The organism is Rhizobium sp. SG741 (assembly GCF_012275435.1).
GTDB classification, from domain to species: Bacteria; Pseudomonadota; Alphaproteobacteria; order Rhizobiales; family Rhizobiaceae; genus Rhizobium; species Rhizobium lusitanum.
On sequence record NZ_JAAZQP010000003.1, the window covers coordinates 254412 to 269436 of the forward strand.

11 protein-coding genes and 1 pseudogene are annotated in these 15025 nt (G+C 62.2%); 5 read left to right on the forward strand and 7 right to left on the reverse strand.

Going from position 1 to position 15025, the window contains the following annotated elements; genetic code table 11:
• Positions 1–16 precede the first annotated feature (16 nt).
• From FHT29_RS09695 to ubiE, 6 genes and pseudogenes are all read right to left on the reverse strand, one after another.
• Entirely contained in the window at positions 17–1117 is a 1101-nt protein-coding gene (locus FHT29_RS09695; RefSeq protein ID WP_037202959.1) for a DUF917 domain-containing protein, read from the reverse strand.
• A pseudogene (locus FHT29_RS09700) lies at positions 1101–2395 on the reverse strand (Zn-dependent hydrolase); the annotation flags it as partial. The gene FHT29_RS09695 and the pseudogene FHT29_RS09700, both read right to left, overlap by 17 nt.
• Positions 2392–3777, reverse strand: a complete 1386-nt coding sequence (locus FHT29_RS09705; protein WP_047556232.1) for an amidohydrolase family protein — start codon at positions 3775–3777, stop codon at positions 2392–2394. The pseudogene FHT29_RS09700 and the gene FHT29_RS09705, both read right to left, overlap by 4 nt.
• Before the next feature lie 27 nt (positions 3778–3804).
• The gene (locus tag FHT29_RS09710; RefSeq protein WP_037202964.1) at positions 3805–5388 is read right to left on the reverse strand and encodes an aromatic amino acid lyase; all 1584 of its coding nucleotides are present in this window, start codon (positions 5386–5388) and stop codon (positions 3805–3807) included.
• Between the two features lie 241 nt (positions 5389–5629).
• Positions 5630–7204 (reverse strand): 2-polyprenylphenol 6-hydroxylase, encoded by a 1575-nt coding sequence (gene ubiB / locus FHT29_RS09715; protein ID WP_047556231.1) that lies wholly within the window; start codon positions 7202–7204, stop codon positions 5630–5632.
• 62 nt (positions 7205–7266) lie between these two features.
• The gene (gene ubiE, locus FHT29_RS09720; protein WP_047556229.1) at positions 7267–8043 is read right to left on the reverse strand and encodes a bifunctional demethylmenaquinone methyltransferase/2-methoxy-6-polyprenyl-1,4-benzoquinol methylase UbiE; all 777 of its coding nucleotides are present in this window, start codon (positions 8041–8043) and stop codon (positions 7267–7269) included.
• A 247-nt stretch (positions 8044–8290) separates the two neighbouring features.
• Here ubiE and mutM point away from each other — a divergent pair, with 247 nt between their 5' ends.
• The 4 genes from mutM to dnaA all read left to right on the forward strand — a co-directional run bounded on the left by mutM (position 8291) and on the right by dnaA (position 12863).
• Entirely contained in the window at positions 8291–9181 is an 891-nt protein-coding gene (gene mutM, locus FHT29_RS09725; protein WP_047556227.1) for a bifunctional DNA-formamidopyrimidine glycosylase/DNA-(apurinic or apyrimidinic site) lyase, read from the forward strand.
• Positions 9182–9197: 16 nt separating this feature from the next.
• The gene (locus FHT29_RS09730) at positions 9198–9971 is read left to right on the forward strand and encodes an enoyl-CoA hydratase (RefSeq protein WP_047556225.1); all 774 of its coding nucleotides are present in this window, start codon (positions 9198–9200) and stop codon (positions 9969–9971) included.
• 192 nt (positions 9972–10163) lie between these two features.
• Complete coding sequence (gene rpsT / locus FHT29_RS09735) at positions 10164–10439, forward strand: 30S ribosomal protein S20 (RefSeq protein WP_037202970.1); 276 nt, start codon at positions 10164–10166, stop codon at positions 10437–10439.
• Between the two features lie 873 nt (positions 10440–11312).
• Positions 11313–12863 (forward strand): chromosomal replication initiator protein DnaA, encoded by a 1551-nt coding sequence (dnaA, locus tag FHT29_RS09740; protein WP_034513977.1) that lies wholly within the window; start codon positions 11313–11315, stop codon positions 12861–12863.
• Positions 12864–12979: 116 nt separating this feature from the next.
• Here dnaA and gcvA read toward each other — a convergent pair whose 3' ends face one another.
• Positions 12980–13876: a transcriptional regulator GcvA gene (gene gcvA / locus FHT29_RS09745; RefSeq protein WP_210166071.1), complete on the reverse strand. Its 897-nt coding sequence runs from the start codon at positions 13874–13876 to the stop codon at positions 12980–12982.
• Between the two features lie 159 nt (positions 13877–14035).
• Between gcvA and FHT29_RS09750 the strand changes: the two genes are divergently transcribed.
• Positions 14036–14965 (forward strand): DMT family transporter, encoded by a 930-nt coding sequence (locus FHT29_RS09750; protein ID WP_047556221.1) that lies wholly within the window; start codon positions 14036–14038, stop codon positions 14963–14965.
• Positions 14966–15025 lie beyond the last annotated feature (60 nt).

The window sequence follows — 15025 nt, forward strand, 5'->3', positions numbered from 1 at the left end:
TAAGCCTCCGCGCTCCTCAGTTCTTCTTGCCGGCCAAGGCGTATTTCGCGATCTCGATGCCCATGGCCTTCTCGACGGAGGGATAGACTGTGGGGTCGAGCACGCTGGCGGAAAGCGGAATGATGTCCATCGGCACATGCAGGATGAAGACGTTCATCCCCTCATGCAGCTGACCAACGCTCAAGGGCTCGCCTTCCGGCGAGAGCGTGGTGATGACGGAGGGGAATGTCGCGAGGCGCTTACCATTGGTATCTTCGACGGCCATATATTCGTTCATCACATGCATGACGACGGCCTTCTCGCCGGAGCCGACCGTGATGGTGCCGATATCGAAGGCTTCCTTCGTATAGACGACATCCTTCCTGGTGATCGTGCCCTCGGCAAGGATATGGCCACCGGTCGTCTTGCAGATGGCGTCGATGACGGCGCTGCCGCCCTTCTTTTCCGCCTCGATGATAGCCTCGCCGAGCGAGAGCGCCATGGAGATGCCGCCCAGCGCCGCATGCGTGCGGACATAGGAGGCGCGCAGCGGGTTGCGGCAGGAGGCGATGAAGCCGCCGGATTGGTCGGAAGCCGCGCGCAGGATCGGCGAGATCTTCGCCGTCGCACCCTTTACCACGAGTTCGATATAGCGGTTCTCGGCGCGATTGCCGCCGACAGCGGTCTGGATCATCTGCTCGGGCGAACCTGCCATGCCGATCGACCCCATGTCGCCTGTGGGATGGGCGCGGATATCGCCGACCGCATCCACCACCTTGGTGCCCAGGATGGCCGACGGCAGCCAGCCGTTCAGCGTCGACGACTTACCGTTCTGGCCGATGATCAGGCCGGAGAGCTTTTCGCCGAGTTCGTCCTGGAGTAGCTGCGCTGCCTTGACGTAGTCTATGCCCTGCATTTCCCAGGGGGTCGTGGAGGCCGGCGCGCCGATGGCGGCTGCCGTCGCGATCCAGTCATTGTCGTTGAGCTCGTCTATCGACACCAGTTCCGGCTTGCCGACATTGACGGCGGCATAGCCGAGCATGCGGCCGTGATCGGCCCAGCCGCCGCCGCCGGCGGCATAAACGGAACCACCCTTGACGGCCGCTTCCACATCCTTGGCAACGAGTACGCGTCCCATTGGCTACTCCCGGTTCTGTTTGAGGCTTTTATCCATGTCGCGCACGGCTTCGAAGAGCACGGCGGCGCCCATGGCGATATCGTCATTCTCGGCCCATTCCTCGGCGCAGTGGCTGCGGCCTTCCTTGCAGGGCACGAAGATCATGGCGGCAGGCGCGACCTTGGCGATCCAGGCGGTATCGTGACCGGCGCCGGAGGCCATACGGCGATGCTTGGCGCCGACGGTTTCGCAAGCACGCTCGAGCGTTTCGAGCAGGCCAACATCGCCTGGCGTCGGAAAATTGTCTGAGACGCGGACAGGTGGCTTGATCGTCACACCGTAAGCCGTCGCTATCTTTTGCACCGCGCCATCGATCCAGGCCAGGAACTGTTCCATGTCGCCGCGAATTTCGGCACGGCCGTCAATCAGCAGCACCACCTTGGACGGCACGACATTGGCGGCATTCGGCTCGATGCGGAATTCGCCGACCGTGGCCGCGAAATGGCCTGGCGTCTTCGCCTGCTCGGCCGCCCGCTCCCTGATATCGAGTACAAGCTGGGAGGCTGCGACAAGCGCATCGGCACGGCGATCCATCGGCGTCGTGCCGGCATGGTCGGCGCGGCCTTCGACGGTGATTTCGATGCGGGTGATGCCAGCAATCGCGGTGACGATGCCGATATCCTTGTTCTCGGCTTCCAGTACCGGTCCCTGCTCGATATGCAGCTCCAGGAAGCCGGCAAGATCGGGGCGTTTCTGCGCGAGCAGCACGGCGGGATCGCCGCCGACTTCCGCAATGCCCTGCGCAAGCGTGCGCTCGCCACTGGTGCGGGCCAGCCATGCCTCCGGCATCTGCCCGGTCATGCCGCGGCTGCCGATGCAGGAGACGCCGAAGATGCTGACTTCCTCCGCCAGGAAATCGACGATCTCCAGATCGTGGTCCAGCTGGATATCGCGATCCTTCAGGGAGCGGGCGACTTCCAGCGCCGCGATCGTGCCGGCAATGCCGTCGAACCGGCCGCCATCGGGAACGGTGTCGGAATGCGATCCCACAAGGATCGTACCGAGGCCGGGTTTTGCGCCGGCGCGCCTGCCGATCAGGTTGCCGCCGGCGTCGATGCGCGTCTCCAGCCCGGCTGCCTTCATGCGCGCCTCGATGTAAGCGCGGCCTTCCAGAAAGAGCGGTGAGAAGGCCCGGCGTGTCCAGGGGTGCCCGGGCTCGGTAATGCCGGCCAGCGCGTCGATGTCCTCGGCGATGCGGTCGGCGTTGACGGGCAGGTTGTGGCGCTTCGGTTGGTTCATCGGGCGGCTTCTCCGGCAAAGATTTGGCGAGGCAAGGGACGCACGAAGCTGCCGGAGCCGGGTTCGGCCAACACCTTCTGTCCCTCGGTAATCTTTCTGCCTCTAAGGTAAGCGGCGGATACCGTCCAGGGCAGGCGGATGCCATGATAGGGGCTCCAGCCGACGACGTTGTTACCGCTTGCCGCTGCGTCATAGATCATCTCGCGCGGCTCCAGCACGACGATATCGGCATCCTTGCCCGGTGTCAGTGCGCCCTTGATATGGTCGAGGCGGAAGTGCCTGGCCGGATTTTCCGCCATGAGCTTCGCCGCCCAGGTCAGTGGCACGCCGCGCTCCAGAGCACCCTTTACGAAGAGCGGCACCATGACCTCCAGTCCCGGCACGCCGGAAGCATTCGCCAGCATATCCGGATTGTTCTTGCGGTTTTCCGACCAGCTGACGTGGTCGGTCGAAACCAGCCAGACATTGCCTTCCGCCACCTTGCGCCACAAGGTTTCCACTTCGGCGCGCGGGCGGATCGGCGGATTTATTTTCGCCTTGCCGCCGAGGCGTAGAACATCGTTTTCCTCGTCGAGCGTCAGATAGTGGATGCAGCATTCAACCGTCGCCTCGAAGCCGTCGCGGCGATAGGCGCGCGCGATGTCGTAGCCGCGGCCGAGCGAGCAATGCACGACATGGGCCGGGCAGCCGGTGTCGGCGCCCGTCTCGAAGATCGTGTGCATGGCAAGCAGCTCGGTGATCGGCGGCCGCGAGAGCCCATGGGCGCGATAGTCTGTCACGCCGCTGGCCTTCACCTGCTCCATGTAGGTCCGAACGGCTTCGTCATCCTCATTGTGCACGCCCGCGGTCAGCCCGGTCGGCGCGATCGCCGCAAAGCAGGCGTCGAGCAGGGCAGGCGGGATGCGCGGGAAACGCTTGGGGTCCGTGCCGAAGGTGGAGAACTTGAAGGCCGCGACGCCGGCCTCGACCATTTCGGCGATGCGCGCCGGGCCTTCTTCCGGGTCGATCGTGCCATAGAGGGCGAAATCGACGCGGGCTTGCGGCGAGGCATGGTCGACCTTCTTTTTCACCGCTGCGGCGGAGCAGACCAGATTGCCTTCGTCATAGGGCATGTCGACGATGGTGGTGACGCCGCCGGCCGCTGCCGAGCGGGTTGACCAGATGAAATCCTCCTGATCCCTCTGCGAGAGCGAATGCACCTGCGCGTCGATCGCGCCGGGCAGGATCAGCGCCTTGCCGAGCAGATGCCGCTCGCGCGCCGCCGGCGGCACGCCGATGCCGATCTCGGCGATCCTGCCGTCGCGGACTGCGACATAACCCGCTTCTACGATGCGCTCGGGCAAAACCACGGTGCCCTGCAGAACAAGATCGAAATCCGCCATGTGCGTTCTCTCCGCTTATCGGTTGGTTCAGATAACGACGGTGTCGCGATAAAGCCGTTCCTCGAGCCGCTCCAGCGAGCCGAGCGCGAAGAAATCATCATAGGCAAGGATCGGCTTGTGGGCGATCATTTCTGAAACGAAGGCCTCGGACGCAAGTTCCTCTTCGATCGCCTCGACTTCGGCCGAAAGCGGCCGGTCGACCACATAGAAATCCGCATGCTTGCGCACCACCTCGTAGAGCATGCGCGCGACGCCTTCCGGCTTGTCGCCGAGAATATCCATCGCCTGGGCCGAAAGCAGCGCTTCCAGTGCCGCGAGGCGCTTCAGTGCCCGCGTCTGCCGCTCGAAACGCTCGATGACGAGTGGCAGGAAGGCCGCCTCGTCCTCCATGCCGGCCGCGACCACCAGCGATTGCGCCGAGACCGGGTTGGACATGGACAGGACGCGCGAGAAAATCTCGCCTGCGAGCTTGATGATCGGGCCGAAGCCGGTCGCGATCCTGCCTTCCGGCACGAGATTGACCGGCAGGCCGCGCCGCTGGCCGTTGCCGAGCAGGACGCAGTGGTTGAAGGCATTGCGAGCGGCATGCGCCATGCAGATGACGGCGGCCTCGAGCAGGATGGTGACGTCGAGCGGCAGTGAGCCTCCCGACGTCATGACGCGCCCGTCGACAATGACGGGATTGTCGTCGGAACGGCCGGTGGCGGCCAGGATCTTGTGGCCCGCGGTCAGCAGGTTCTCGATGACAGCGCCGTAGACCTGGGCGATCATGCGCAGGCTCAAAGGATCCTGCACATGCGTTGCGACGGGCCACGGCCATTCGTCCGAAGCGTTGCAGAGCCATGCGCCGATCAGCGCTTCGCGCGCCGTGCCGACATGGCGCACCGCATACCACGGATCACGCGAGGCGCCGAGCGCGCCGGCGGCCATCATGCTGGTCGCCAGCAGCACCCGGATCGAGGAGGCGGCGTTGCGGGTGGTCTCCGCCGCCGCCGCGAAACTCACGGCATTGACGCTGAGCGAGGCGAGGCTGTCGCGCGGCAGCATCTTCACCGGATTGATACCGGCAGCAGTAAAGGCATCGGCCGCCTGCATGCGCCGGCCGCGATAGACGGCCTCGCCGACCCCGGTCAGTACCGCGCCGATCTGGCCCATCAGGCCGATATCGGCGCAACCGATCGAGCCGGTACGGCGAACCACGGGAATGACATCCGTATGCAGAAGCTGAAGATAGGCGTCGATCAGCCCCGGCGAGCAGCCGACTTGGCCTGTTAGCGCCGTGTTGACGCGGATCGCCATGGCATTGCGCACGACCGACATGGAAAAGGGTGCGCCGGTACCGAAATGGTGGGCGCGCACCAGGCCGAGATTGAAGGCATCGAGATCTTCCGGCGACCATTCGACATCCTTCATGGCCCCGACGCCGGTCGTGGAGCCGTAGACCGGCATGCCGGACTGGATCGTGCTTTCGAGAACGCCGCGCGCCAGGCGCACCCGCGCCATGCCGCTTTCCGATGCCGAAGGCATGGCGGTGCCAGCGCCGATCCGCACCAGATCGCTGAACCCCAAGGGTTGCCCGGTGAGTTCGATGCCGGCTCTCTGACGCTCCATTGTCCTTGTTCTCCTTTTTCGCAAGGCTATGCGAGCCTTATCGCAAATGGGATATCCCAAATGACGAACACCTCATTCGGCGGCGCTTTGAATTTTGAGGCGAGTCCGGCTGCGATGCAACTCGGTGTTTGCACGGGTATGTTGTCATCGCCAAGCAAAGCGCGTGCAGGAGGAAGTGATTACCTCTCGCATCAATGGCGGCAATCTTCGCAGATGCGCGAGCGCCAGGGAGCGCTGAAGGTCAGCTCAGTTGCCAGGCGATATAGAGGAGCGTCAGCGCGATCACCCATAGCGCGAGGCGGCCGGAGCGGCTGTGCTTGGCCTCCGCCTTGCCGATCGCCTCGGCGGTCTGCGGGTCGAAGCGAAGACCATTCTCGCTCATGCGCAGCAATTCGTGATGGAATTTCTCCGTCTTGGCGGCGATTTCGGGTGCCGCCTCGGCGAGTTTCAGGGCCGCCTTCAAACCGTCCTTGAGGTCGGTTACGATGCGCTTCGGGCCGAGATTGGTGCGGATCCAGTCTCCGACGACGGGTTCCGAAGCCTTCCACATGTTGAAGCGCGGATTGAGCATGCGTGACACGCCCTCGACCACGACCATGGTCTTCTGCAGCATAACCAGCTCCGGCCGTGTCTCCATGTCGAAGAGTTGGGTTACTTCGAAGAGCAGCGTCAGCAGCTTGCCCATGGAGATCGTCTCGGCCGGCTGACCATGGATCGGCTCGCCAATGGCGCGGATCGCCTGTGCGAAACTCTCCGTATTGTGATGAGCGGGCACATAGCCTGCCTCGAAATGCACCTCGGCGACGCGGACGTAATCGCGGGTGATGAAGCCATAGAGGATCTCGGCGAGGAAACGGCGTTCCTTGTTGCCGAGGCGGCCGACAATGCCCATGTCGACGGCGACGATCGTGCCGGCGGCATCGACGAAGAGATTGCCGGGATGCATGTCGGCGTGGAAGAAGCCGTCGCGCAGCGTATGGCGAAGGAAGGACTGGATCAGCGTATCGGCGAGCGTGTTGAGATCGTGCCCAGCGGCTTTCAGCCCCTCGACATCTGACATCTTGACGCCGTCGATCCACTCCATGGTGATGACGTCACGGCCGGTGCGCTCCCAATCGACCTTGGGGACGCGGAAGCCCGGGTCTTTCTCGGTATTTTCAGCGATTTCGGAAAGGGCCGCCGCCTCCAGGCGCAGATCCATCTCGACCTTGGTGGTCTGCTCGAGCGTCCGCGTCACCTCGACGGGCCTGAGGCGCCGACTGGAGGGAAGGAAGCGCTCCTGCAGGTTGGCGACGAGATACATCGCCTTGATATCGTTTACGAAACGCTGGCGAACGCCGGGACGGATCACCTTGACGGCAACGCGCTTGGTCCCCCCCGGCGTCTCTACCTCGGCCGGATGTACCTGGGCGATGGAGGCGGCCGCGATTGGTTCGCCAAAACTGACATAAAGCTCGTCGAGTTTGCGGCCGAGCGAGCCTTCGATCGATGATTTCGCGGCGGCATGGGGAAAGAAGGCCATGCGGTCCTGCAGCTGCGACAGGTCGTTGGCCATGTCGACGCCAACGACGTCGGGCCGCGTCGCCAGGAACTGGCCGATCTTCACATAGGACGGCCCGAGCCGTTCGACAGCTTTGGAAAGCCGGTCGCTGCGGGCCTGGTTCTTGGCACTCTTGCGGGCAAAGATACCGACGAAGGATTTGGCGAGGCTGACGGAAGGCGGCAGGCCTTCCGAGGGAAGCGCAATGACCACGCCCTCGCGCACCAGCACCCAGCCGACCCTGAGAAGGCCGAAATATGCGTTGAAAGCACTCATAGCGTCTCAAGGTCTCGGGAAATGGAGGCCGTCGACCGCGTCACATGGCTCGACATCATGCTTTAGAGCTTCCAGCCGGAGTGCAGGGCGGCGATGCCGCCGGTATAGTTGGTGAAGCTCACGCGCGAGAAGCCGGCCTCGCCGATCATCGTCGCAAAATCCTGCTGGTTCGGGAATTTGCGGATCGATTCCACCAGATACTGGTAGGGCTCGGCCTCGCCGGTGATCGCCTTGCCGAAGCGCGGAATGGCGTTGAAGGACCAGGCGTCATAGACGCGGTCGAGCAGCGGCAGGTCGACCTCGGAGAATTCGAGCACCAGCAGCCGGCCGCCGCGCTTCAGCACGCGATAGGCTTCCTTCAGCGCCACGTCGATATGAGGGACGTTGCGGATACCGAAGGCGATCGTATAGGCGTCGAACGAGTTGGGCTCGAAGGGCAGTTCCTCGGCATTCGCTTCGACGAAAGTGAGATTGTCGGAGAGCTTCTTCTTTTCCGCGCGTTCCGCGCCGACGCCGAGCATCGAGCCGTTGATGTCGAGCACCGTCGCATGCGCCAGCCGGTTCGAGGCTTCGACGATGCGGAAGGCGATGTCGCCCGTGCCGCCGGCAACGTCGAGGACCTTGTAGGCCGCATCCTTACGCGGGTTGAGCGCCGCGATCATGGCGTCCTTCCAGGCCCGGTGCAGGCCCATGGACATGACGTCGTTCATGACATCGTAGCGCTTGGCAACCTTGTGGAACACCTCGTTGACGAGGCCCTGCTTTTCGCCATCGGCCACTTCGCGAAAGCCATAGGATGTTTCCATGCCGCCATCGGCGGAGGTGCGGCTGTCTGCCATCGGCTCAACTCCGTTACACTATAGCGCCGCGTGTCATATGTGACGCGCAAAGGTCGCTGTAGCCCTTTAAATTTTCTGCATAATTTTATCCTCAAATCGATTCCGATCTGAGGAATTACGCAGTATTCAGCGGCGGACCATAGCGAAATCGCGTTTGCCACGCTATCTCATCAGCCAGATCACCAGCCGCAATGCCCTTGGGCTATAGCTCAGATCATAAGCGGTTGAAACATAAAGATGGATAGCCATGCCGGAATTACCAGAGGTCGAGACCGTCAGACGAGGGCTGGCGCCTTCCATGGAGGGCGCCCTGTTGAAAGAGCTGGAACTGCGCCGCGGCGATCTGCGCTTTCCGTTCCCGGCCGGCTTCTCGCAAGCGGTCTCGGGGCGCGGCATCACGTCGCTGTCGCGCCGCGCCAAATATCTGCTGATCGACCTCGATGACGGCATGACGATCGTCGCGCATCTCGGCATGTCCGGTTCGTTCCGGGTCGAGGCCGGCCCGTCGTCGGAGACACCCGGAGCATTCCACCATCCGCGTTCCAAGGACGAGAAGCACGATCATGTCGTCTTCCATCTGGGGGGTGCAGGCGGTGACGCGCGCGTGATCTACAACGATCCGCGTCGCTTCGGCTTCATGGATGTCGTCAGGCGAGCCGATATCGCCGGCCACCCCTTCTTCCGCGATCTTGGCCCGGAACCCACCGGCAACGAGCTGGGCGCCGACTATCTGGCCGAACGCTTCGCCGGCAAGGCGCAGCCGCTGAAAAGCGCGCTGCTGGATCAGAAGAATATCGCCGGCCTCGGCAATATATATGTCTGCGAGGCGCTGTGGCGCTCTCATCTGTCGCCCCTGCGCGCCGCCGGCACGCTGGTCACCGACACCGGCGGCCCGAAGGAGGAGCTGTTGAGGCTGGTGGCCGCGATCCGAGCTGTCATCGCCGACGCGATTGCCGCAGGCGGCTCGTCGTTGCGTGATCATATCCAGACGGATGGATCGCTTGGCTATTTCCAGCATTCCTTTTCCGTCTATGACCGCGAAGCCCAGCCTTGCGGCACGCCGGGTTGCGGCGGTACGGTCAGCCGCATCGTCCAGGCAGGGCGCTCTTCTTTCTATTGTGCCGCCTGCCAAAGCTGATTGAAGGGAGAGACAAGTGGCTTACGAAACCCTGATCGTCGAAACTCATGGGGCTGTCGGCCTCATCCGGCTCAATCGGCCGCAGGCGCTGAACGCGCTGAATTCCACGGTGCTTGCCGAGCTGAAGCAGGCCTATGCCGCCTTCCATCTTGATGATGCGATCGGCGCGATCGTGCTCACCGGCTCGGAAAAGGCCTTCGCAGCCGGCGCCGATATCAAGGAAATGCAGCCGCTCGATTTCGTTGACGTCTACAAGGGCGACTTGATGAGCGGCTGGGACGAGATCGCCAGGGCGCGTAAGCCCGTGATTGCCGCCGTCAGCGGTTTCGCACTCGGTGGCGGCTGCGAGCTGGCCATGATGTGCGATTTCATCATTGCCGCCGAGACGGCGAAGTTCGGTCAGCCGGAAATCACGCTCGGCATCATCCCCGGCATGGGCGGCTCGCAGCGCCTGACGCGCGCCGTCGGCAAGGCGAAGGCGATGGATCTGGTGCTGACCGGCCGGATGATGGACGCAGCAGAGGCTGAACGCTCGGGCCTGGTGTCTCGCGTGGTGGCGGCCGACAAGCTGCTGGACGAGGCACTGGCCGCCGCCGCCAAGATCGCCTCGCTCTCTCGTCCCTCGGTGCTGATGGCCAAGGAGGCGGTGAACCGCGCCTTGGAAACCACGCTGGAAGAGGGCTTGCGCTTCGAGCGCCGCCTTTTCCATAGCCTGTTCGCCATGGAGGATCAGAAGGAGGGGATGACCGCCTTTGTCGAAAAGCGTAAGCCGGCCTTCAAGAACCGGTGAGGGGCGGAATTCGGAATTACGAGCCTTTGACGAGAATCCGCGTTGACGGCGCGGCTCATTCCAGTTATATGCCCGCCACAGTTTGGAAAGCCGCTCTGGTTTTCCGCAATTGCTCCCGCATTGCTGGATGAAGTGGCCGCAGGGCCCGCGCTGCAGTGACGGAGCTGTGTTTGAATTCTAAGAGAGGCATACATGGCCAATACCAGCTCGGCGAAAAAAGCGACCCGCAAGATCGCCCGCCGCACCGATGTCAACAAGGCTCGTCGCTCGCGCGTTCGCACTTTCGTCCGTCAGGTCGAAGAAGCCATCGCATCGGGTGATGCAGATCTCGCCAAGGCAGCTTTCATCGCCGCCCAGCCTGAACTGGCTCGCGCAGCGACCAAGGGAGTGCTTCACGCCAACACCGCTTCCCGCAAGGTTTCGCGTCTTGCCAAGCGTGTGAAGGCTCTCTCGGCCCCGACAGCGTAATTTTTCCTTAACGATTTAATCGTTAGACTTGAGCCCGGCCTTGCGCCGGGCTTTTTGGATTCGGCCAAAAAAACGCCATAATGCTAAAATGTAGCCGGCTGATCATGTCAGTGACGTGACAGAAATACACATTTGAAAACAAAGGCTTGCGGCAGGATATCTCAGCGCTGGGTGATCTGCGTGACGCGTTGCCGGCTCACAAGTGAGTCAAGGGATTTTTTTATTTTTTTGTTTTGAAACCTGTGAGAATCGCGCTGAACGGGAATCTCCTTGATTCAACAGCGATTCTTTTTTGAAGGCCATGTGACAGTCAAAAACGGCTTCACGAGTCAATGGCTGCCTCTTAATTTTGTGTAAAATTCATCGTTGATATCTGCGTTCGATCCTGCCTAAATGCATTTCAACAAGGGGCGCGGACATCATCTGAAACGGCTTCGGCGAACACTGCCACTAAAGGCGGAGTGGATGATTTTTGTCCCTTGTGACGGAGCAGTTCAGCCCCGTTTTTTCAAACAGTTGACGAGTTAAGACCGTAAGCGGCAACGCTGGCGGAACGAGGAAGCTTGTCTGTCCTTTGCAGCCTAAGTCATAAGCGTGGCTGTGGGGAGGGGAGAAAAATTGACAGCCGCTGGGGCACTGGTCGGAATACGAGGACCGACCGATGCTCCGGTTACGAACGCCAAGACGAAGGCCGCTTTAAAGAGCAGTTTTCGCCGCGGTTTTTTTGTAAAGCCTCTTGGCTGGGCTCGGCTGATGAACCGGCATGCGGCGCAGCTTGAAAAACGAGCGCGACCGTCATGTCATGGCGAAGACCTAAGGACGGCGGCTCGATGTCGTTTCGTCCTATAACGAGACTGTGGAAGGCGGCACTTTATGCAGATACATACGAGGACGACGGGTGCGTTGGAAACCGGGGACAATGCGCAGGCGTTCAGTGCGGTTTGCCTAGAAGCGGCGGGGGAAAAAGGAGACGTGGCGCAAAATGTTTTGTTCGAACGTGTCAGTGCGCGCTTGAAGGCGCAGGTTGGTCCTGACGTCTATGCCAGCTGGTTCGGCCGACTTAAACTGCATTCGGTCTCCAAGAGTGTTGTGCGCCTTACGGTTCCGACGACCTTTCTGAAGTCGTGGATCAATAATCGCTATCTCGATATGATCACCGGCCTGTTCCAGACAGAAGACGCGGAGATCCTGAAAGTTGAAATTCTGGTGCGTACGGCGACGCGGCACAGCGCGAAGCCGGGTGCTGACGAACAGGCTGTTGTATCGGATCAGGCTGCCGTGGCGCCGATCCGCCGTTCTGTAGCGCAGCCCGCCGGCCACGCGGTCGCTCAGGCCGTAAGCGCGGCAGCCGCAGCCCGCCCTGCGACGGGAGGTATGCCGCTGTTCGGCTCGCCGCTCGATTCCCGCTTTACCTTCGACACCTATGTCGAGGGCAGCTCGAACCGGGTGAGCCTTGCCGCCGCCAAGACCATCGCTGAAGCCGGCTCAGGCGCCGTGCGGTTTAATCCGCTCTTCGTTCATTCGACGGTCGGTCTCGGCAAGACGCATCTGTTGCAGGCGATCGCCAATGCCGCCGTACAGAATCCGCGCAACCTGCGCGTGGTCTATCTGACGGCGGAATACTTCATGTGGCGCTTCGCAACCGCGATCCGCGACAATGATGCGCTGACGCTGAAGGATTCCCTGCGCAACATCGACCTGCTCATCATCGACGACATGCAGTTCCTGCAGGGCAAGATGATCCAGCACGAGTTCTGCCATCTGCTCAACATGCTGCTCGACAGCGCCAAGCAGGTTGTCGTCGCCGCCGATCGCGCTCCCTGGGAGCTGGAATCGCTTGATCCACGCGTCCGCTCGCGTCTTCAGGGTGGCGTGGCGATCGAGGTCGAGGCACCGGACTATGAAATGCGTCTTGAAATCCTCAAGCGCCGTCTGGATGCGGCCCGTCAGGACGATCCGTCGCTGGAAATCCCGGCGGAGCTTCTGTCTCACGTCGCTCGCAATGTCACGGCAAGCGGTCGCGAGCTGGAAGGCGCGTTCAATCAACTCATCTTCCGCCGTTCCTTCGAGCCGAACCTGACGGTCGAGCGCGTCGATGAGCTTCTCGCGCATCTGGTCGGTTCCGGCGAGCCGCGTCGCGTCCGCATCGAGGACATCCAGCGCATTGTCGCGCGTCACTATAATGTCTCGCGCCAGGAGCTGGTCTCCAATCGTCGCACCCGCGTCATCGTCAAGCCGCGCCAGATCGCCATGTATCTGTCGAAGACACTGACACCGCGCTCCTTCCCGGAGATCGGTCGCAGGTTCGGCGGTCGCGATCATACGACCGTGCTGCATGCGGTGCGCAAGATCGAGGAACTGATCTCGGGCGACACCAAGTTGTCGCATGAGATCGAGCTGCTCAAGCGCCTCATCAACGAATAAGCGGCGGGCGCTATCCGCTCTTCGTTTCACGGCCGGCCTCAGCGCCGGCCGTTTTCTTTGGGCGACCTTGTCTGCTTGATGTTGACGGGGATGACCGATCGAGTGTTCGAGCCTGCCTATGTCGGCGGCGGCGCATGTGAGACTTCGGAGAACAGCCAGGAGCGGAGGGCCGCAACCGCCGGCCGTTCCAGCGCGCCCGGCGGATAGACGAGATGATAGGCGAGTGCGCTGGCAAACCCGATGGGGAAGGGGGCTACCAGCGTCCCGCCTGCCAATTCCTGCTCGACGAAGGAGCGGCGCATCAGTGCGATGCCGAGCCCTGCCTTCATGGCGTGATAAGCCCCGGTGCCATCCGTGAAGACCGGCCCGCGCGTGGCGTCCACACGCGTCGCGCCCGCAGCCTGCAGCCAGAGCTCCCAGTCGCGCCGATAGACGTCATGAATCAGGGTCTGATCCGCCAGATTGTCGACGACAGGCGAGGGGCCGAGTGTCGCCGCCATCTCGGGCGTGCAAATCGGCACATATTCGTCATCGAGCAGCCTTTCGCTTGCCAGCCCTTCATAGCCGCCGAGCCCGTGGCGGATGGCGATGTCGATCCCGTCCCGCTGGAAATCCATCATGCGATGCGAGGCGCTGATGCGCAGATCGATATCGGGATGAGCCTGCTCGAAGCGCCGAAGCCGCGGCACCAGCCAATGCGTGGCAAAACCGGCAGTGCAGGCGACGGTCAGCACCGTGTCCCTTGAGCGCATCGTCAGGGCCGCGGTTGCCTCGCGAATGAGGCGGAAGGCCGTGCGCATCGTCGCGAAATAGTCGGCGCCGTCTGTGGTCAACGCAAGGCTGCGCGCCCGGCGCTCGAAAAGCCGTACGCCGAGCGCGCTTTCGAGGTCCCGGATCTGCAGGCTGATCGCGCCAGGCGTGACATGCAGCTCGTTTGCCGCCAGCGTCATGCTGAGATGACGGGCTGATGCTTCGAAGGCCCTGAGGGCCGAAAGAGGCGGCAACTGATCCATAATGATTGAGTTCAGCTAAATCATGGAATGAGAAAGACTCGCTTGCCAGAGGCCCGCTATCGCGAGATTATTTCAGCAATTCCGATGGTTGGCAACAGTATGAGATTCCGGCCGTCCATAAGTAAAACTCAATCGAATGAAATACTGGAGACTATCGTGATGCCGCAGAAGTCCATGGGCGCAGTCGAGTGGGGCATGCTTGTGGGATTATCCCTCCTCTGGGGCGGCTCCTTCCTGTTCAACGGCATTCTGGTCCATGAACTGCCGCCCTTTACCATCGTGACAGCGCGTGTCGCACTTGCCGCTATCGCTCTGCATGTCATCGTGCGCGTGACCGGGCATACCATGCCGCGCGATCGCCAGGCCTGGCTCGCCTTCTTCGGCATGGGCTTCCTCAACAATGTTATTCCCTTCCTGCTGATCGTCTGGGGCCAGACGCATATTGCCAGCGGCCTTGCCTCGATCCTCAACGCGACGACACCGCTTTTCGGCGTCGTGGTCGCGCATCTTCTGACGTCGGATGAGAAGATGACCGGCAATCGCCTGGTCGGCGTCATCGTCGGCTTTGCCGGCGTGGCCCTGATGATCGGCCCGTCGGTGCTCGCAAGCCTCGGTTCGAATGTGCTGGCGCAGCTCGCCGTATTGGGAGCCGCCTTCACCTATTCCCTCGCCGGCATATTCGGACGCCGCTTCCGCCGCATGGGGTTGGCGCCCATCATTCCCGCCGCCGGTCAGGTGACGGCCTCGACCGTCCTGCTGCTGCCGATCGCTCTTTTCGTTGACCGCCCCTGGACGCTCGCGATGCCATCGGCCGAAACCTGGCTGGCGCTCGCGGGCCTCGCCATCCTGTCGACGGCCGTCGCCTATGTGCTGTTCTTCCGCATTCTCGCGACCGCAGGCGCTACCAACTTGATGCTGGTGACCTTCCTCATCCCTGTCAGCGCCATCCTGCTCGGTGCACTGATTCTCGGCGAGGACTTGCAGCCGAAGCACTTCATCGGCATGGCGATGATCGCGCTCGGCCTTGCGGCGATCGACGGACGGCTGTTTACCCTCCTCTTGAGGGCAGGGGAATCGCATATGAGATGAGATCGTTGCCGCGCCCCCTCATCCGACCCTTCGGGCCAACTTCTCCCCGAGGGGAGAAGG

What these genes read in the sequence shown, in the direction of transcription:
- FHT29_RS09695 (WP_037202959.1), bottom strand. Translation starts at nt 1,117, where the DNA reads ATGGGACGCGTACTCGTTGCCAAGGATGTGGAAGCGGCCGTCAAGGGT.
- FHT29_RS09705 (WP_047556232.1), bottom strand. Translation starts at nt 3,777, where the DNA reads ATGGCGGATTTCGATCTTGTTCTGCAGGGCACCGTGGTTTTGCCCGAG.
- FHT29_RS09710 (WP_037202964.1), bottom strand. Translation starts at nt 5,388, where the DNA reads ATGGAGCGTCAGAGAGCCGGCATCGAACTCACCGGGCAACCCTTGGGG.
- ubiB (WP_047556231.1), bottom strand. Translation starts at nt 7,204, where the DNA reads ATGAGTGCTTTCAACGCATATTTCGGCCTTCTCAGGGTCGGCTGGGTG.
- ubiE (WP_047556229.1), bottom strand. Translation starts at nt 8,043, where the DNA reads ATGGCAGACAGCCGCACCTCCGCCGATGGCGGCATGGAAACATCCTAT.
- mutM (WP_047556227.1), top strand. Translation starts at nt 8,291, where the DNA reads ATGCCGGAATTACCAGAGGTCGAGACCGTCAGACGAGGGCTGGCGCCT.
- rpsT (WP_037202970.1), top strand. Translation starts at nt 10,164, where the DNA reads ATGGCCAATACCAGCTCGGCGAAAAAAGCGACCCGCAAGATCGCCCGC.
- dnaA (WP_034513977.1), top strand. Translation starts at nt 11,313, where the DNA reads ATGCAGATACATACGAGGACGACGGGTGCGTTGGAAACCGGGGACAAT.
- gcvA (WP_210166071.1), bottom strand. Translation starts at nt 13,876, where the DNA reads ATGGATCAGTTGCCGCCTCTTTCGGCCCTCAGGGCCTTCGAAGCATCA.
- FHT29_RS09750 (WP_047556221.1), top strand. Translation starts at nt 14,036, where the DNA reads ATGCCGCAGAAGTCCATGGGCGCAGTCGAGTGGGGCATGCTTGTGGGA.